The organism is Alteraurantiacibacter aestuarii, assembly GCF_039523595.1.
In the GTDB taxonomy this organism is placed as follows: domain Bacteria; phylum Pseudomonadota; class Alphaproteobacteria; order Sphingomonadales; family Sphingomonadaceae; genus Alteraurantiacibacter; species Alteraurantiacibacter aestuarii.
On record NZ_BAAAFP010000001.1, the window covers coordinates 514,047 to 532,946 of the forward strand.

At 63.1% G+C, this 18,900-nt stretch carries 14 protein-coding genes; 7 read left to right on the forward strand and 7 right to left on the reverse strand.

Annotated elements, in window-relative coordinates; genetic code table 11:
• Positions 1-119 precede the first annotated feature (119 nt).
• The 5 genes from mobF to ABDZ98_RS02635 form a co-directional block, all read right to left on the reverse strand.
• Positions 120-2,867 carry a MobF family relaxase gene (gene mobF / locus ABDZ98_RS02615; RefSeq protein WP_160590374.1) on the reverse strand — a complete coding sequence of 916 codons (2,748 nt, stop codon included), beginning with the start codon at positions 2,865-2,867 and terminating at the stop codon, positions 120-122.
• Complete coding sequence (locus tag ABDZ98_RS02620) at positions 2,867-4,687, reverse strand: type IV secretion system DNA-binding domain-containing protein (RefSeq protein WP_160590373.1); 1,821 nt, start codon at positions 4,685-4,687, stop codon at positions 2,867-2,869. The genes mobF and ABDZ98_RS02620 overlap by 1 nt, the downstream gene beginning before the upstream one ends.
• A complete protein-coding gene (locus tag ABDZ98_RS02625; RefSeq protein ID WP_160590371.1) occupies positions 4,684-5,055 on the reverse strand; it encodes a hypothetical protein in 372 nt (123 codons plus the stop codon). Before ABDZ98_RS02625 ends, ABDZ98_RS02620 begins: the two co-directional genes overlap by 4 nt.
• Before the next feature lie 204 nt (positions 5,056-5,259).
• Complete coding sequence (locus tag ABDZ98_RS02630; RefSeq protein ID WP_160590369.1) at positions 5,260-5,775, reverse strand: hypothetical protein; 516 nt, start codon at positions 5,773-5,775, stop codon at positions 5,260-5,262.
• 43 nt (positions 5,776-5,818) lie between these two features.
• Positions 5,819-6,010, reverse strand: coding sequence for a helix-turn-helix transcriptional regulator (locus ABDZ98_RS02635; protein WP_079640299.1), 192 nt, complete (start codon positions 6,008-6,010; stop codon positions 5,819-5,821).
• Between the two features lie 490 nt (positions 6,011-6,500).
• On the opposite strand from ABDZ98_RS02635, the gene ABDZ98_RS02640 reads away from it, so the two are divergent.
• Together ABDZ98_RS02640 and ABDZ98_RS02645 are read left to right on the forward strand one after the other, a co-directional pair.
• Positions 6,501-7,481, forward strand: coding sequence for a GSU2403 family nucleotidyltransferase fold protein (locus ABDZ98_RS02640; RefSeq protein WP_160590367.1), 981 nt, complete (start codon positions 6,501-6,503; stop codon positions 7,479-7,481).
• Between the two features lie 338 nt (positions 7,482-7,819).
• Positions 7,820-7,987 (forward strand): Arm DNA-binding domain-containing protein, encoded by a 168-nt coding sequence (locus ABDZ98_RS02645; protein ID WP_237437418.1) that lies wholly within the window; start codon positions 7,820-7,822, stop codon positions 7,985-7,987.
• Between the two features lie 446 nt (positions 7,988-8,433).
• Here the strand turns inward: ABDZ98_RS02645 and ABDZ98_RS02650 are convergent, their stop codons facing one another.
• Together ABDZ98_RS02650 and ABDZ98_RS02655 are read right to left on the reverse strand one after the other, a co-directional pair.
• Complete coding sequence (locus ABDZ98_RS02650; RefSeq protein ID WP_160590365.1) at positions 8,434-9,375, reverse strand: CPBP family intramembrane glutamic endopeptidase; 942 nt, start codon at positions 9,373-9,375, stop codon at positions 8,434-8,436.
• 31 nt (positions 9,376-9,406) lie between these two features.
• Positions 9,407-10,222: an AraC family transcriptional regulator gene (locus tag ABDZ98_RS02655; protein WP_160590363.1), complete on the reverse strand. Its 816-nt coding sequence runs from the start codon at positions 10,220-10,222 to the stop codon at positions 9,407-9,409.
• Positions 10,223-10,437: 215 nt separating this feature from the next.
• Between ABDZ98_RS02655 and ABDZ98_RS02660 the strand changes: the two genes are divergently transcribed.
• From ABDZ98_RS02660 to ABDZ98_RS02680, 5 genes are all read left to right on the forward strand, one after another.
• Positions 10,438-11,037 carry a TetR/AcrR family transcriptional regulator gene (locus ABDZ98_RS02660; RefSeq protein WP_160590361.1) on the forward strand — a complete coding sequence of 200 codons (600 nt, stop codon included), beginning with the start codon at positions 10,438-10,440 and terminating at the stop codon, positions 11,035-11,037.
• Between the two features lie 253 nt (positions 11,038-11,290).
• Entirely contained in the window at positions 11,291-12,616 is a 1,326-nt protein-coding gene (locus ABDZ98_RS02665; protein ID WP_160590359.1) for an efflux RND transporter periplasmic adaptor subunit, read from the forward strand.
• Positions 12,617-12,641: 25 nt separating this feature from the next.
• Positions 12,642-15,845: an efflux RND transporter permease subunit gene (locus tag ABDZ98_RS02670; protein WP_160590357.1), complete on the forward strand. Its 3,204-nt coding sequence runs from the start codon at positions 12,642-12,644 to the stop codon at positions 15,843-15,845.
• A gap of 12 nt (positions 15,846-15,857) precedes the next feature.
• Positions 15,858-17,264 (forward strand): efflux transporter outer membrane subunit, encoded by a 1,407-nt coding sequence (locus tag ABDZ98_RS02675; RefSeq protein WP_160590355.1) that lies wholly within the window; start codon positions 15,858-15,860, stop codon positions 17,262-17,264.
• Between the two features lie 222 nt (positions 17,265-17,486).
• A complete protein-coding gene (locus ABDZ98_RS02680) occupies positions 17,487-18,887 on the forward strand; it encodes a sugar porter family MFS transporter (RefSeq protein WP_160590353.1) in 1,401 nt (466 codons plus the stop codon).
• The last annotated feature ends 13 nt before the right edge of the window (positions 18,888-18,900 follow it).

An 18,900-nucleotide genomic window follows, 5' to 3' on the forward strand; every position in this document is an offset into this window, starting at 1 on the left:
GAGCCCGAATGGAGCGGGCAGGCTGTTGATCCCGCCCGGCACGGCCTGTCGAAGAGGAGCGGTTCATTCCAACGGCAGGACGAAGGACGCCATGGCCTGCCATCGCCGGGGATATTCGATCACCCCATACCTGCACCCATCGCCTTTGACTTGACGGCCTCCGGAGTGCTCGCGGTTATGGCCGTCTGCTTCTCACCCGCGCGCTCATAAATCGCACGGACAAGCCGGTCCTTATCATCGGTTACAACCACCGCCTCTGCCTTGGCGCGCGAAAGCGCGACATAGAGCATCTTCTGATCGACCAGGTTGGCGGAACGGCTGTCGGCGTGGATCAGGACACGCTCGGCGGTCTGGCCCTGCGCGGCGTGGGCGGTCTGGGCATAGGCGTGACGCAAATGGGTGTCGCGAGGATCAGAAAGATCGAGGTTCTGCTCTCGTCCGTTGGCGAGCGTCACGGCTGCCAGGCCACGTTCGGAATCGATGCGAGTGACGGTCCCGCCAAGGCCATTGACCCGCCCGGCCTCGCGGTCGTTGCGGGTGAACTGTACGCGGTCGCCGGTGCGCAGCTCCCTTGGTTTCGGCTCGAACACCTCGGCTTTGCTCGCGCCCCACTGCCGGGGATGCCAGTCCAGCGACCGTCCGTCGAGGCCTTCGAGGGCAATGCGCCCGCGCTCGGGATCGACAGCGGAAATCGCGTAGCTCTCGCCCCGGCGCACGCCTTTGGCGGCGTAGTCGTGACTGAACCGGACGACATCGCCGATGGCATAGCTTGCTGCCTCGCGCGCCTCTGCGCGGGTCAGGCCCTTCGCTTCGAGCGCGTCGAACCTCACGGCATTTGCCGAAAGCTCGCCGCGCACGGTCAGCTTCCTGCGGATCATGTCGGTTAGCCTGTCCCGGCCTTCGCGGGATGGCTCGATTACCAGCGTTCGTGCGCGCTCTGAGGATGACAAGGCCAGATAATGCCGGGCCATCTCCCCAAGGCGAGCATCCGGCGTTGCGCCTTCGATCACCTTGCCGCCGCCGCGTTCAAGCGCGGCCAGGGCCTTGCCTGCATGGCCCTCGATAGAGGCCATTACGGCTTCGCGGGTTCCGGCATTGGTCTGCCGGACGACCTCGGCAAGTTTCGCGGTCGCCATGCCTGCCTGCTGCAATTGTGCGAAGGCTGCGCCCGCGCCAACCGAACCCAGCTGCTTCACGTCGCCGACCAGAACGAGCCGGGCTCCGGCCTTGTCGGCACGGGTCATGAGTTTCGCCAAGTCGTGGGCAGAAAGCATCGAGGCTTCATCGACGATCCAGACGGTATCCTTTCTCGCTGTCTTCGCCTCGGGCGCGAGCAGGTGCCGCGCCACCGTATCGCCACGCAGGCCGAGCGCTTCGCCCAGCACGGTCGCCGCCGAGGCGGTTGGCGCAAGCGCCGTCACGGCAAGTCCGTGCCGCCGCGCCTCTCGCGCGAAGGTGGCGAGCACGGTGGTGGTTTTGGCGGTCCCGGCATAGCCCTGAACCGCAGTAACGCGGTCGCTCGAGGTGAGCAGGTCTGCGGTCGCCCGCTTCTGGTCATCGGTCCAGGCATAGCCGGACCGGGCTGATTGCCGCGCCACGCGCTCGATGGTCCGTGCTGCTGCTACCGGACTGGCGAGCGATTGCGCCATGCCGCGCCCGGCTTGCGCAAGCCGCAACATGGTGCGCTCGGTGTCGATGGCCTGGGGTGTTGTGAACCCGGCAAACTCCGCCCCGCGCCGGTCAAGGAAAGTGCGCGGGACAAGCTCGCCGCGCTTTCCGGCCTCGGCAATTGCTGCGCTGATTGAACCGTGCCCGACATGACCAAAGGCAAAGTCCCCGGCCTCGCGCGCTAGCGTGCTGGCCGAGAACACCGCCTCGCGCTCGGATAATTTCGCAGCTGCCCATGTCACCGCCTGCTGTGCCAGCAATTCCGGACTGGCCGTAGCTTCACTGCCCTTAGCCTGCTCTCTTGCTTCACCGATCAGCCTGTCTCGCGCTGCCTTATCGAACCCGTTCGCAGCGGCAGTCGCACGCCAGTCGGTCCGAAGGTTGCGATGATCTGCACTGGTCTTGGCCTCGCGCGTATCGAGCGCGGCGATCTGCTTTTCGGCGGCGCTCGCCTCCGCACGGCTCGTGCCGCGCTCGGCGAGCCGGGCATCGATGGCCGCGGTGCGCTGGCTCAGTGCATCGATGGCCTTCTCGGGAACGCCTGCGATTTCGAAGAGCGAGTCCTTGCTCACCTCGATCCGATAGCCCAGTGCGGCGACACCGTGCGCCAGCTCTTGCCGGTAGATCGCGCCGAGCTCCTTTTGCAGCTGATATAAGGCGCGCGGCTCCAGACTGCGCCAGTTGCCATGCTTGTCCTGCGTGGCGTTGAGGATAACGCCGTGGGTGTGGAGCTGCGGGTCCTGTGCCCTGCTCGTGGCATGGCGAAAGGTAGCGATGGCAAGATTGCCGGTCGTATCGCGTCGGACCTCGCCGCCTTGCCTTACACGTGTTGCCGCCATGTGCTTCTCGACATGGGCGAGCGCCACCTTAACCGCCACGCCGTGCGCCTTGATCAGCCGCTTGTCTCCGGCAACCTCGGCCATGATCGAGACCGATTTGGGCGCGGACAGGGTGATGTCCCAGCCAGGGCGATGCTCTACCTTCCCATCACGGGTGGTGCCGAGCTGCTGTCCGGCAATGCGGCCTTCGAGCAGTTCGGCGAACTTTTCGCGATCCACTTCGCCCGACAGGCCCAGCTTCTCTGCTGCCTCGCCAAACCAGTCGGACGGAGCCATGCCACCTTCGGCATAATAGTCGTCGGCTTCGTAGTAGCTCGCCGCCTGACTGGCACTCGACAGCGCCGAGACCGATGCGACCATCAAACCGGTCCCGGTTTAGCATCGGGCTCGGCACCCTTCGCGATCTCGCTCACCCGGCTCCACAGCGTATCCGCCGGATCGCCTGGCACGTAACCGGGCTGACGAGGCTCGCCACGGCGGTTGATGTGATCAGCGGTAAGACCGATACGCGCGACTGGCAGGCCATCGGGAAGCAGCAGGTAGCCCTGATGCGGACTGAGCCGCAATTCGCTTTCAAGCACTGCGGGGCGGAACTGGCGCTGGGTCGCGATGGTGGTGCGCGGCACTTCGCTGCCAATTGACAGTGTGTCGGTGGCAACGCGCAATTCCACCTCGCACTGGCCGATGGTTTCACTCGCCCATTTGCGGGTTTCCTGATCGACGGTTTGCAGGAACAGCTTGGTGTTGCAGCACGCCAGCATGGCCTCGGCGATGTTCGCGCCGTAGCGATTGCGCATCTGCCCGAGCGCCTGGAAGGTCAGCACAATCGCTGCGCCGAACTTGCGGCCCTCTGGCAAAAGACGCGCAAGGTTCTCGACACGGGGCAGGTCAGCCAGCTCGTCGAGCACGAACCAGATGCGGCGGTCTGGCGAGGGCGACAGACCCAGCACCGCACTCGCCGCGCATTCGAGCCAGCATGCCATGAGTGGCTTGGACGCTTCGAAGTAGTCTTCCTTGCGGGGGACAAAGATCCACGGCTTTGCACCCTCGCACTCGTCCAGCTTCGCGATGAAGTCGCGGAAGGCAAAGCGGTCCTCTCCCTCATCTTCGACCTTCAGGAATTGGATCAGGTTTGCCGCCTTGGCGAGCATGAACAGCACACTGCCGGTGGCACGGTCAGCATCGTTGGCAAAGGTGCGGGCCGACGACGTATGTCCCAGCCACTCCTTCAACTGCTCCTTGTCCTTGACCTGCAAGGCTTCGAGCAGGGCTTCGAGGCTGCAGTTCTTTTCCGCCCAGAGCGAGCGGATCATGTTGGCGACAAGAATACGGCTTGTTTCGAGCCAGACATCATCATCCTGGCTGCTGGTTTCCGAAACCAGCTGGCGTGCAATCCGGTCGGCATCGGCGGGATGCGATATCTCGTCGAACGGCGTCCAGAAGGCGCAGCGCGCATCGAAGGGATTGAGGATGATGTCACCGCGCGCGGGGTTGTAATAGTGAGCTATGAACTCGCCCGATGTGTCATAGACCAGCGCCGCTTCGCCGCGCCTTTCGATTCCATCGAGCATCTGGCGAAGGACAGTGGTCTTGCCGCTGCCGGTGGTGCCGAGAAAGGCAAAGTGACGGGTCTCGATCCGGCGCGGAATTGGGACCGGACCGATGCGCAGGGCGTCCCTGCCGCAAAGTAAAGTGGTCTGTGCCGCAACATCCTCTTCGTCCGCTACGCGAGTGCCGCCGATGACCCGGTCGGCAAGCGTATCCTTGCCTTGCTCAGACATCGATCTTTTGACCACAACCGATAGGAAAATGCCGATGGCCAGCCCCGCGAGCGTGCCTCCAATTACCTGTCTCACAGTCCAGAAGAAGTTCGCGGCAGTTGCGGGATCGTTGGCAATAACGGAAGCGGGGACGATCAGCCTCTCGCCGTTGACCGTGATCCTCATGTCGAAATCCTTGCCAGCGAACTCGCCCAGCAATGAGAGTGCCTTTGCTCCAATGAAGTGACCCACAGCAGCTATCTCTTCCGGACCAAGCCGGAGCAGCGGGGTGATGATCGCTCCTGCGACGCAGCTGAAAAGAAGGAGCTTGGCAAAGAAGCCGAAGCGTTGCTGCCAATGCGCCATACGCACGCGCCAAAGGGCATGGGCGCGGGTGACAAAATCGATGTTCGAATTCATGGCTCGATCTCCAGAGCAAGCGAGCGCTGGCGCTCGAACGCGTCGCGCGCTTCGCCTGCAATTGTCTCGTCGGTTTTCTTCGTGCCCAGCGCGGCATGGCGGGCGTAAGCGTAGGCCGCACAGGCGGTGAACAAGGTACGATCGAGCACCCGTTCAGCCTCGGCGAGGCGCGCCGATATCGCCCCGATCTCGTGCGCCAGTTCTGCGAGATCGGTCTCCTTGTCGGTGCCGTGAAGCATGGCGAGAAAGCCTGCTTCCACGACCCGCGCCAGCATGGCGTAGTCGCTCAGCCCTCTGCGCTTGGCGAAGTCAGCCAGCACCCGGTATTGCGACGGACTGAGGCGCACTGTCTGTGCCCGCGCACTCATCGGTCCGCTCCAGCGGCGATGCTATCCGCCATCGCGAGGAATGGCGGAATTGCGCGGGTTCGGGGCCTGCTGCGCGGGCGAGATGCTATCCGCATCCCGCCAAACCCGCAGAAATCCTCGATGCACACGTGCGTGGGGTGTGTATGAAAATTACGGGTCCGATACGCAGTATCGTGGCCCCTTCTTTCCCCAGTCTTTCTCCGGTCAATTGGCATGGGTGTCTTGCTCCATGCATACCGTTGGAGGCGTCGCAGACAGGATCAGATTGCGGGCGACATAATCGTCGAAATAGCGCTCGCGGGATTGGCGCGCAGGCAACTGGCGTTCCGCCATGTCGGGGCGCGTAAACCAGCGAAGTAGCGCGAGGTCGATCGCTGACCGGACTTCATCTGCGAGCCGGTTGGTCTCTTCTGGCGTGAGGTCCAGCCACCCGAATTCGGTGCGAACCTGGCTGCCGAGCGGATATCCGGTTCCGTCCCGGCTCCTGTAGATCGGGCCCTCGACAGTGAGGCAACAATCTTGTCCCTCAAACCGCTCACGGACCGGGCGTTCGTACCAGAGCCAGGGCTGCAATGTGTGTCGACGGGCGCGCCCATCGGCATTGTCTTCAACGAGCAATTCGACGAGCTGGGCCGCGCGCACTTCTTCGTTGCTCGGAAGGCGAGTGATCAGCCAGCCATGCTTCTGCAGGACCGCGTTGATCATGGAAAGGATAGACATGGGGGAGATGCTTTCTGCGGGCCATTGCCCGCCTTGGAGGGGGTCAATAGCTGCGCAGGGGGAGGGCTTCGATCCACTCCTCGATGTCAGTGGAACGCCAGCGGATACGTCCGCCGCCAATGTCTATCGGATGAGGAAAGGCACCCCGGCGGATGCGTCGCCAGATCGTAGTCCGGCTGCGAATGCCAGTCAGGCGCATGACCTCATGGCAGGTGAGTAATTCGATATTCGACATGACAGATTCCTTTGCTTCAAGGTTCTGTCACCGTTGCCGCTTGTCCCCTGCGACGATGGGTTGCTTTCAGTTTGCCGCTACGGATCGTGCAATCAGATGTTCAACTCAGCGCCACCCTTGGCTTAGGTGACGCTCGCCAAGCTATGCGAATCGCAATGATGTAGGAAAGAACAAAAATAGAACACATGCCGTTCCGCATTGGCGGTTGGACGATGTTGGATCGCTATGCACAGTCCGGGACGGGAAGAATTTTTCTCTCCAGTGCCCGCTTCAGGCCCATGCAGTTCCGAATCTACGGTTCTGGTGCAGCGGAAGACCGATTTTCGCGTGAATTGCAGCTTGAGTCGATATGACAAGCAAACGCGCTTTCGCTTTGCACGTCGATACGCACATGCAAAGAAAACGCGAAAATCTTTACACGTTGCGCCGGTTCGAGCCCATTTATCCCGCGTTTATTGAAATTTGGAAAATTGTGGGATAAATCGCAGCGATGGCTGTGATCCAACCCTTCTCCGCAGAGCAGGAACGCGCGCTCATCAACATGCGCCAGCGCTATGACGCGTGGATCGAGGCCGAGCGCGAACTCTATTCCATGCCTTACGACCTGAGGCGCAAGAAGGTCGGCGAATACGAGTATCTCTACGAGATCTTCGATCGAAGCGGGAACGGGAAGAGTCTCGGCGCTTGGGGCGACGAAAAGCAAACCCAGTTGGAGGAATACAAGGCTGCAAAGGCTGCTTTGAAGGAGCGTCGTGACGGAGCGCGGGATGCCCTTGGCGAGAGCAGCCGGATTGCGCGCGCGTTACGCTTGCCGCTCCTTTCGGCGGACGCAGGCCCTATCCTTCGAGAGGCAGACAGGCGCTCGCTTCTCGGCAGCCATCTGCTTGTGGTCGGGACAAATGCGATGGCCGCCTACGCGCTAGAAGCTGCGGGCACTTTCCGCGACGTGCCGGACGAAACAGAGGACTTCGATCTCGCCTGGACGGCTGACGAACCGGAAGACGGAACGCAGCTTTGGGACATGCTCAAAGCGGTCGATCCGACATTCACGATTAATACCGAGCGGGAATTTCAGGCGCGCAACGCGAAGGCCTATGAAGTCGAATTGCTGGTAGCACCATCGCGTGTCGAAACGCTGGCCGGAAAGGATCGGCCACGACCCGTTCCTCTACCCGAACAGGAATGGCTCTTGCCCGGTCGGCGGGTAGACCAGGTCGTCCCGTGCCGTGATGGCAGCCCGGCACGTATCGTCGCACCTGACCCCCGCTGGTTCGCGCTCCACAAACTCTGGTTGGGTGCACAGGCAAAGCGGAACCCGCTCAAGCGGCGTAAGGACACGGTGCAGGGAGCGGCGCTGCTCGACGCGGTTGCCGAGGCGATGCCCCAATATTCATTGGGCCACGAATTTGTGAACTGCCTGCCTGATGAGCTAGTGCCCTATTGGGAGGAGTGGGCGAAGGCGCGCGGATAGCTCCTGAATTCAGTCACTCGGTTGGGGCAAAATGGCTGGTCTTTCCCATCAATTTGCTGTAAAAGACGGGCTTTGAAATCATTAGACTTTTTCGAGGATGGGACCCAAATCCTCTGGTAAAAATGCATTCTGGGGGCACCAACGGGGGCCTCACTTAAGTAACCAAGGTCAAGATTCTCGCAGTTTTGCGACATTCTGAGAGCGGTTCGAGTCCTCTTCTGGCACCATTTTCCTGTTTCTCGATGCCCCCCAAAGTATCGACAAACCCCGGTAAATCTGCCATTTATTGTCCCGTAATGTCGCTCATTGTTCGCGACTGCATCTGGGAAATCCCCCAAATGGCGCTCAAAGACACAGAAATCCGTGGTTTCAAGCGGCAAGCCAAGCCTTACAGGAAGGCCGATGCGAAGGGCCTCTATGTCGAAGTCTTTCCAAATGGATCGCGGCTTTGGCGTTTCAAGTTTCGCATTGCCGGGAAAGAGAAGTGGCTGGCTCTGTGGGCATAGACAACTTCGTGCACACCGGACGCAGCGGTGCCGCTTTTATTTTCCTAATAGTATCAATTGTTTGAACCGCAAATTTCGGGTGTGCATCGACCGATTTGGGCGCAAGTCACGACTTGGATCGGCAAATCGGAGACAAATCACCTCTCGGCAAAATACCGCAATTAGGTGATATTTCTATCCTGGATGTGCATCATTCGGAGTTTTGAGCAATTTGCGCCTTTGGGTTCCCGGTACGCCTTATCTGGAGGCTTGTGGAACCGGGATAGTGCCAGATTCTAGCCTGCAAACTGTCCAATTGTGCTGATACATTGCTTCCAAAACTTCGACGAAAACTGGGCCGAAAACAGACCGTCCGCTTCCAAGCGTGACGACGGGCTCAGCTGCCGCTTGGTCGGTTAGCTGCCTTAGTCCGTACCCGCCGACAAAGCCGCCGTTTGCCGGGGGCTTCATGTGGATTCCCGCGTTGTCGTTTCGCTGCCTCGTTCCGGTGCTCGCTGTGCAGTGCCCCGGGCGCCTCCGGGCCATGCCAGCAGGAGCAGCGTGCCCGCAGCGAGCAGGCCGATGGTCAGTACACTGCCTTCGGGTCCAGCAGGGCCTCCGGTCAGGACGTCCGGACCAGTGGGCGTCAGTTGCACAAGCAAGGCCGGCAGCTTCAAATCGAACCCGGTGATCGGCACGGCAAAGCCGACGCCTGTGATCCAGTTCCAGCCCGCATGCCAGCCCATCACACCCCAGATGCTGCCCGCGCGCCAGGCCCAGGCGCAAGCAAATAGACCGAAGGTGAAGGTCATGATGATTTCGCGAAGCGGCTGGTGCGGTGAAAAGTGCAGAAACGCGAATGCGCACGAACTAGCGATAAACCCCGCCGCCAGGTTCCAGCGACGTGTCGCCGTGGAGAGCAGCCAGCCACGGAAGATGAATTCCTCTACCCCAGATTGAAAAGCGAAGCAGGGCAGCAGGATCGCTATCCAGAACAGCGATGCGGTAGAGGAAAAGGCAGGAAGAACATCTCCGCCGACAAAGCCCCCGGCGAGCCAGATCGAGCCGACCGTCAGGGCGATCATGCCCACTCCTATCGCCAATCCGGCCATATACTTGTGCAGCCGTCGCTCGCCGGTCAGGCCCATGGTCGCGAGGCTGCGGCGCTCGACATACCGCGACCAGGCCCAGACGGCAGCGCCCATCCCCGCGAATGGCAGCAGCAGGTTCAGGCAAAACCCGAACGCGGAGCTTGGCTGTCGGGTGGCGTCCATCACGCCAATCCATTCCAGGCCATAATCGAGCGGGAGGCTGGAGAATGCGACAAGCAGAATGCAGACCACTGGCGAAAGCCAGGCCCAGGGCAGCCAGCCGCCATGCGGTTCGGGCGAAAAGATGGTATGTTTCATTCCGGCTGTTTAGCCCGCGGGCTGGTCAGGCTTATAGAATGATTGTGCGTGTCGGTCCGGACCGGTGCCAGGCCAATGGCGTGGTTCCAAAAGTGCGCCTGAAGACCCGGCCAAAGTGGCTCTGGTCCGCGAATCCGGCCTCGTGGGCAGCTGCGGCCATGCCAAGCCCGCTGCGCAGCAGCTGTCCAGCTCGCTCAAGCCTGCGGCATTGCAGATAGCGATAGGGGCTGGTCCCCAGCATCGCACGGAAGTCGCGCGAAAGCTGCCAGCGGTCATAACCGGCGAGTTCTTCGAGCTGATCGAGGTTCGTCCCGGGTGCAGGAACGCTGTCGAGGAATTCTCGCACCCGCATCACGGCTTCGCGATTGACACTCCGCCTGGCCGGCGGACCGCCTTCGCACCGCTGCATCGCAGACACAAACTGGTGGAGTGCGTCCTGATAGCCGAAAAGCTCGTTCCCGGCAGAACACATCGCGATCAGTCGAAGCGCCGAACCGACCAGATCGGCGTCGGTTGAAACCCCTTCAGCCAGAAATGGAAGCGCGGCACCCCCGACCACAGTCTGGACATGAGCAGGCGGAAGATAGGCCGCCCGATAGGAAAAGCCGGCCTGGTCGCAGCAGTATCCATCGTGCAGCTCGTCCGGATGCAGGACCATCACTTGTCCGGGCTGCGACTGCCAGCGCTTCCCCAGATAGTTGAACGACTGCACCCCAGCTGTGGTCACCGCGATCGTATAGGTATCGTGGCGGTGCGGCGAAAACGCGCCCACGCGAAGTTGCGCGTCAATCAGTTCGACCCTGGAAACATCCAGACCGGAATCGCGATTTTCCGAATTGAACTGCATGCAATCGATATCGCCCCTGAACAGGCTGTCCGCAAGTGTCTAGCCCTTCGACCAGTGTCGAATTGATGTCCGCATTCAGGCAATCGGTCGCGGAGCGTCCATGTCCGACATTGGGGCGCAAAGCGCAATGGCCGGTTCTGCAGCTCATGAGGGCGAGGGCGGACGATTGCTGAAAAACTTGATCAATCGGCCTTTGTAAATGTATACCGCTCGATATGGAAAAGACCGCCACGAGAGGACGCCCGCGCGAGTTCGATTTGGACCAGGCGCTTGCTGCGGCCCTGCGCGTATTCTGGACCAAAGGGTACGAAGGCGCCTCGTTGACGGATTTGACAGAGGCCATGGGCATTACGCGGCCCAGCCTCTATGCCGCGTTCGGCAATAAGGAAGCGCTCTTCCGGCAGGCGCTCGACCTCTATGGTGAGGAGAAGCTCGCCTATGTCGGGCAGGCTCTGGCTGCAGAGACTGCGCGCGGTGTGGCCAACAACCTCCTGTATGGTGCCATCGACACGGTGACCGGAGAGGAGTGCCGCGGCTGCATGGGCGTGATTGCGTCCGTCGCCTGCCAGAGCGCCGAGGAATCGATCCGCGACGATGTGGCGCGGCGCACCGAGTCGTCGCGAGCGGCGCTGGTGGCGCGCATGAGGCGGGCGATTGCTGATGGCGATTTCACTGTGCCGGTCGATGCCGAGGCGATGACGCGCTACCTGCTTGCCGTGCTTCAGGGCATGGCGGTTCAGGCTGGCGCGGGCGCAAACCGTCAGCAATTGCAACAGGTTGCGGAGGCCACTCTGGCTATCTGGCCCTCGCGCTAGACAGCGACAAAATGCTGCAGTGCGAAAAAAATATCGAGCAGTATAGAATTCCCGCTTGACCTGAACGCCAGATTACATACTAACCGGTACAGAACTTAGGCCCGGTGGTCGGCTCATGCCGCCCACCAGGAATGTGCGGCGTCGCTGGTGCGATTCCGTGCCGCTCCGGCCATGCCTGCAACCTGTCTCTCCCCGGGCCGACGTGCTTGCGGGAACGGACCCATTCGCCCTCGATCGGGGTGGGGATACGACCATGTTCGATACGCCTTTCGACACGCATGAAGACCGCTATCGCGCCCAGCAGAATGAGGCGGAGACTTTCGCGGAGAACGAGCTGCTCGCCCAGGCCGAACCCCCGCCCGCGCTGGAGCGGCGCCCGGGTCGCCGGCGCTGGCTGGCGCTTGCCGCCATAGTCGTGGCTGTGGCGCTGTCGTGGTTCCTGCTGACCGGTGACGATGCCCCGGCGGCGGCTCCGCCTGTTCCGGTTGTAACGGTCGCGACGCCATTGCAGGGCGAGGTGACAGAATGGGACGAGTTCATTGGCCGGTTCGAAGCGAGCCGCAGCGTCGAAGTGCGCCCGCGCGTTTCCGGGCAGGTGACTGCTGTCCACTTCACTGACGGACAGTTCGTGCGCGCCGGCGCGCTGCTGTTCACCATCGATCCACGCCCCTACCGTGCCAGCCTGGCCGAGGCGCAGGCGCGCGCCGCGAGCGCATCGAGCGCACTTGCGCTTTCGCGCAGCAACCTTGCCCGCGCGCAGCGGCTGGTGGAAGAAGACGCCGTCGCCGCAACCGAGATCGACCGGATGGAGGCGGAGGTGCGCGCCAACGAGGCGGCGCTGGCCGCGGCGCAGGCATCGGTCAGTTCGCGCCGGCTCGATGTCGAATTCACCGCCGTGCGCGCGCCGATCTCGGGCCGTATCTCGGACCGCCGGATCGATCCGGGCAACCTGGTGGCAGCGGGCAGCGGCGAGGCCGCAACGCTGCTGACGACGATCAACGCCATCGACCCGATGTACTTCACGTTCGAAGGCTCGGAAGGCCTGTTCCTCAAGGCCCGCCGCGAGGGGCTGGGCGGTTCGGCCCCGGTCGAGATCCGCCTCGCCGACGAAAGCGACTATCGCTGGCAGGGCACGCTCGACTTCACTGACAATGCGCTCGATCCGCGCTCAGGCACAATCCGTGCGCGGGCGGTGATTGCCAACCCTGAAGGTTTCCTCGCCCCCGGCCTGTTCGGCAATATGCGCATGGCGACTGGCGGCACGACCGCAGCGCTGCTGGTACCCGATACGGCGGTGACCACCGATCAGACGCGCAAGCTGCTGCTGCTGGTGGATGACGAGGGCGTGGTGTCCGCGCGCGAAGTCGAACTTGGCCCTGTGGTCCACGGCCTGCGCGTGATCCGCAGCGGTCTGGAACCGGGCGATCGCGTGGTGATTCAGGGCGTCCAGACGGCCATTCCAGGCCAGAAGGTGCGGACCGAAACGGGTCAGATCGCAGCTGCCGACGAGACCGCTGCCGCCCCCGGTGAGCCGGAGCGGTCATCGGCGCCTGCCGCAAGCGCCACCATCGCCGATTGAGCCCCCTTTCCGACCGGAGCACCCCATGCGCCTTTCCCGCTTCTTCATCGACCGGCCGATCTTTGCCGGGGTCATCGCGATCATCATCACGCTGGTGGGTGCGATCTCCTACTTCTTTCTGCCGGTCAGCCAGTATCCCGAGGTCGTTCCCCCCACGGTGACCGTGAACGCCGTCTATCCCGGCGCGTCCGCCGAGACGGTGGCTGACACGGTCGCCAATCCGATTGAGCAGGAGATCAACGGGGTGGACGGCATGCTCTACCTCTCCAGCCAGTCAACCGGTGATGGGCGGGTGACGATCACCGTCACTTTCGAGCCTGGCACCGATCTCGACCAGGCACAGGTGCTGGTCCAGAACCGGGTCGCCATTGCCGAACCCCGCCTGCCCGAAGAGGTGCAGCGCCTTGGCATCGTCACCGCCAAGACCACGCCGGACTTCCTGCTGGTGGTGAACCTGATTTCGCCCGACGACTCGCTGACCCGCGAATATATCTCCAACTACGCCCAGACCCGGATCAAGGACCGGCTCGCGCGGATTGAGGGGGTGGGCGCGGTGCAGCTGTTCGGCAGCCGGGAGCTGGCCATGCGTGTGTGGATCGATCCTGGCCGCGCCGCCGGGCTTGGCCTGACAGCGGGCGATATTGTCCGCGCTCTGCGGGCGCAGAACGTGCAGGTTGCCGCCGGCACGCTGGGCCAGCAGCCGAGCCCCGACGCAGCCTTCCAGGTCAACGTGGAAACGCAGGGCCGCTTCACCGATCCGCAGCAGTTCGAAAATGTCGTGATCCGTACAGATGCCGAAGGGCGGCAGGTGCGCGTGGGCGATGTCGCGCGGGTGGAGATCGGGGCGCAGGACTATTCGACCTCGGCCTATCTCGACGAAATGGATTCGGTGATCATTCCCGTGCAGCAGGAACCCGGCTCCAACGCGCTGGCCTCTGCTGAGGAAGTGCAGGCGGTGATGGAGGAACTGGCCGCCGATTTCCCCGCCGGCCTCGAATACCGCATCGTCTACAATCCTACTGACTTTATTTCGCAGAGCATCGATGAAGTAATTCGCACGCTGATCGAAGCCATCGCGCTGGTGGTGATCGTGATCGTCGCCTTCCTGCAGAAATGGCGCGCGTCGATCATTCCGGTACTGGCGATCCCGATCTCGCTGGTGGGCAGCTTCGCCGTGCTCGCCACGCTCGGCTATTCGCTCAACAACCTCTCGCTGTTCGGGCTGGTGCTGGCAATCGGCATCGTGGTGGATGACGCAATTGTCGTGGTCGAGAATGTCGAACGCAATCTCGAACGCGGCATGTCCCCGCTCGATGCCGCGCGCTTCTCCATGGACGAGGTGGGCGCGGCGCTGATCGCCATCGTGCTGGTGCTGTGCGCGGTGTTTGTCCCCACGCTGTTCATCGGCGGGCTGTCGGGCGCGTTCTACCAGCAATTCGCGGTGACCATCTCGTCTGCCACGGTGATCTCGCTGATTGTCTCGCTCACCCTGTCGCCCGCATTGTCGGCACTGCTGCTGCGCAAGCATGAGCAATTGCCTGCCAGCGCACCGCGCTGGCGCCGCGTGATCGAGCGCGCAGGCGATGCTTTCAATCGCGGTTTCGAGCGCTTCAGCAATGCCTATGGCAACTGGACCGCCCGGCTGGTGCGCATGCCGCGCCGGATGATGGTGATCTATGCCGCCCTGATCGGGCTGACCGGCTTTGCGATTATAGCCACCCCGGCCGGTTTTATCCCGCAGCAGGACCAGGGCTATTTCCTTACCGTCATCCAGCTGCCCCCCGGCTCTTCCACCGCGCGCACCGACGAGGTGATGAAGAAGGTTGCCGAGCGCATGCTGCCGATTGACGGCATTTCGGGCACGGTCATGCTGTCCGGCTTCGACGGCACTTCGGAAACGCAGAGCGCCAGTTCGGCCGCCGCCTATTGGGTGCTGGACGATTTTGAGGACCGCGCGGCTTCCGGTCAGACCATCGATGCGCTGATGCAGCAGGCGCAGGCTGCCACCGCCGACATCAACGAGGCACGGCTGATGATCGTAAAGCCGCCGGTCATTCGCGGTATCGGTTCGGCGGGCGGTTTCCGCATGATGATCGAGGACCGCAATGGCGAGGGCTATCGCGCGCTGCAGCAGCAGGCCTATGCGGTGATAGCCGAGGCCAACCAGCGCGAGGGCCTGGCCGGAGTCTATACTTTCTTTGACACCGGCACGCCGCGTGTGCGTGCGAATATTGACCGCGACAAGGCGCAGATGCTGGGCGTTGCCCCTTCGAGCATATTCGAGACACTGCAGGTCTATCTCGGCAGCGCCTTCATCAATGATTTCAACCTGCTGGGCCGCACCTATCGCGTCACCGCGCAGGCCGATGCGCAATATCGCGACGATGCCGCCGATATCGCCGCGCTCTACACACGCTCGGAAAACGGGGCGATGGTCCCGCTGGGTTCGGTGGCGACGCTGAGCGACACGACCGGCCCCTATCGCGTGACGCGCTATAATCTCGTCCCCGCCGTGGCGGTCGATGGCGATACCGCGCCGGGGTATTCCTCGGGCCAGTCGCTGGAGACGATGGAGGCGGTGGCGCAAGAGGTCCTGCCGCGCAATTTCGACACCGAATGGACCGGCATCGCCTATCAGCAGGACACGGCAGGCAATACCGCTGTGCTTATCGTCGGGCTGGCAGTGCTGCTCGTCTTCCTTGTGCTGGCGGCGCAATATGAAAGCCTGATCATGCCGCTTTCGATCATTCTGATCGTGCCCATGTGCCTGCTCGCAGCCATGGCGGGCGTGAACTTGCGCGGCCTGGACAATAATGTGCTGACGCAGATCGGGCTGGTGGTGCTGATCGCGCTGGCGGCGAAGAATGCGATCCTGATCGTCGAGTTCGCCCGTCAGGGTGAGGAGCAGGACGGCCTCTCTCCCGTCGAGGCCGCCGTGCAGGCCGCGCGCACCCGCCTGCGCCCGATCCTGATGACCAGCTTCGCCTTCATCCTCGGCTCGGTGCCCTTGGTGATTGCAACCGGTGCGGGTGCGGAACTGCGGCAGGCGCTGGGTACGGCAGTATGTTTCGGCATGCTCGGCGTGACCGGCTTCGGGCTGATCTTCACGCCCACTTTCTACGTCGTTTGCCGCGCGCTGGGCGACCGCATCGCCGGGCTGCGCGCATCCGGTTCCGGCACCGAAGATCGCGATCGCCATGACGATGCGCAGATGACCCCCGCGGAATAGGAGACCCGTCCCATGCATATCCGCTCGCACATTCTTGCCTCGCTTTCCGCGCTCGCCCTGATGGGGTGCGCGGCGGGGCCGGATTACGTCGCTCCCATCCCCCCACCCCAGGCGACGACCGGCCCCTTCCTTTCCGCACAGGAGGGTGTGACCGCGCCCACCGTGCTCCCCGCCGACTGGTGGCGTCTCTATGACGATCCGGCGCTGGACGGGCTCGTCGAAGATGCGCTGGCCGCCAATACCGATATCCGCCAGGCGACTGCGCGGATCGCGCGGGCACGAGCGGGGCTGCGCGGTGCGCGCTCGGGCCGCCTGCCGCAGACCGGCATCGGCGCGGGCGCTAGTTACGGACGCGTATCCGAAAGCGACGTGCCACCCGGCACCGATCGCGACGGCTGGGCCTTCGATGCGGGCCTGTCCGTTTCCTATGAGCTGGACCTGTTCGGCAGGGTTGGACGCGGCGTGGAAGCGGCACGCGCCGATCTCGACAGTGCGCAGGCCGATGCCGACGCCGTGCGCGTGATCGTGGTTGCCGATACCACGCGCGCCTATGCCGATGCCGCCAGCGCGGCGGCGCGGCTGGCGGTGGCGCAGGACATCGTTGCCCTGCTCGACGAATCGCTGCGCCTGACGCGTCGTCGCCACGAGGCCGGTCTCGAAAGCGGGCTGGCTGTGGCGCGGATCGAGACCTTGCGTGAACAGCGCGCGGCGACCATCCCCGCAATCGAGGCCGAGCGGCAGACCGCCCTGTTCGCGCTTGCCACGCTGACCGGGCGCGTGCCTGCCGAATTGCCATCCATCGCCGCCGAGCGCAGCGTGGCGCTCGAAGTCACCGATGCGCTGCCGGTGGGCGATGGTGCCGCACTGCTTGCGCGGCGCCCGGATATCCGTGCCGCCGAACGCCGGCTGGCGGCGGATACGGCGCGCATCGGTGTCGCCACCGCGGACCTTTATCCGCGCGTTACGCTGGGCGGATCGGTGGGGGCCACCGGGCCGAGCCTGAGCGACCTGCTCACTGGCGGGCCGCTGCACTTCCTGCTCGGCTCGCTGATCGACTGGAATTTCCCCAATAGCGAGCCTGCGCGCGCGCGGATCAATGCGGCGGAGGCGGGAGCCGAGGAATCGCTCGCCGCTTTCGACGGCACTGTGTTGCAGGCATTGCAGGAGACTGAGACCGCACTCTCCACCTATGCCCGTACGCTGGAACGGCGGCAGAACCTGCTCGCTGCGCGCGAGGCAGCCGAACGCGCTGCCGCCATCACCCGCGCACGCCAGCGCGAGGGGATCGTCAATTCGCTCGAACTGCTCGATGCCGAGCGCACGCTGGCCGAAACGCGGGCAGTGCTTGCAGAGCAGGACGCGGCCATCTCGCGGGCCCAGATCGACGTGTTTCGCGCCCTGGGTGGAGGCTGGTCGTAAGGCCATTATCTTCCAGCTTGAACACCGGACCCTGTTCAGACCGGCGTTTTAAGGGGCGTGCCATCGAGGACTCGCGAGCAGACTTCGGATAGCCCCCCTTTCCTTGTTTCGATGGATCAGATCAAAGCGGCGAAAGCGGCTTGCGTCCGGGCGCTTCTCAGTCCAAGGTAGCGCTACCATAAGGGTCGCCGGCGGTTAGCGCCGGGGCGGGGAGAGGAAAACATGGAAAGCAAAGCGCAAGGCGTCAATATGGCGCTGATTTCGGCGATTGTGGCGGTGGCGACAATCGGCGGACTTTTGTTCGGTTACGATAGCGGTGCGGTCAACGGCACGCAAAGCGGGCTGGTCGAGGAGTTCAGCCTCAGTTCTACGTCGCTTGGATTTACGGTGGGCTCACTGCTGATCGGTTGCGCGGTGGGTGCCTTTTTCGCCGGACGACTGGCCGATGTGATCGGGCGCCGCGCGGTCATGATCATGGCTGCGCTGCTGTTCGTATTCGGGGCGCTGATCCAGGGCATTACCGATGTCCATACGCTGTTCGTGCTTGCCCGCTTCTGCGGCGGCATGGCGGTTGGCGCAGCCAGCGTGCTCTCACCGCTGTATATTTCCGAGGTCGCTCCGGCCAATATCCGCGGGCGGCTGACGACGGTGCAGCAGGTGATGATCATCACCGGCCTGACCGCCGCCTTCGTGGTCAATTACTTCCTCGCCCAATCGGCCGGCAGCTCGCTTGGTCAGGTTGCCGGACTGCCTGCATGGCGCTGGATGTATCTGGCGCAGGCTTTTCCCGCCGTGATCTTCCTGGTGGCGCTGTTCTTCATTCCTGAAAGCCCGCGCTACCTTGTCAGCAGGGGCCGCGATGAAGAGGCCCGCAGCGTCCTTACCCGCCTGTTCGGCACGGTGGAGGCTGATCGCAAGCTTGTTGAGATCCAGGGCAGCTTCGATGCCGATCATCGGCCGCGCCTGTCCGATGTCACGCAGAAGGGCTCCGGCCTGCGTCCCATCGTCTGGGCGGGTCTGCTGCTGGCCACTTTCCAGCAGTTCGTGGGTATCAACATCATCTTCTATTACGGTGAGACGCTGTGGCGCCTGGCGGGCGTATCGGAAGAGGTCGCGCTGGAACGCAACATCTATTCCGGCCTCGCCTCGATTGCGGCGGTGTTCTTTGCGCTGGCGGTGATCGACAAGATCGGCCGCAAGCCGCTGCTGATGATCGGTTCCTTCGGCATGGCGGTGACTTTGGGCGCGATGACATGGGCCTTCAGCGGCGCGGGCACCGATGCCGCCGGCAATCTGGCTCTGGGTGAAACCGCAGGCTGGACCGCCCTGGTGGCGGCCAATCTTTACGTCATCTTCTTCAACATGAGCTGGGGCCCGGTGATGTGGGTGATGCTGGGCGAAATGTTCCCCAACCAGATCCGCGGATCGGCGCTGGCCGTGGCGGGGCTGGCGCAATGGGTGGCCAACTATGTCGTGGTGCAGAGCTTCCCGTGGATGGCCGACAATCTGGGCCTTGCCACAACCTATGCCACCTATACCATCAGCGCCGTGATCAGCTTCTTCCTGGTCAAGAGCTTCATCAATGAGACCAAGGGCAAGGAACTGGAGGAGATGGAGGGCTGACCGGCATCTGCAT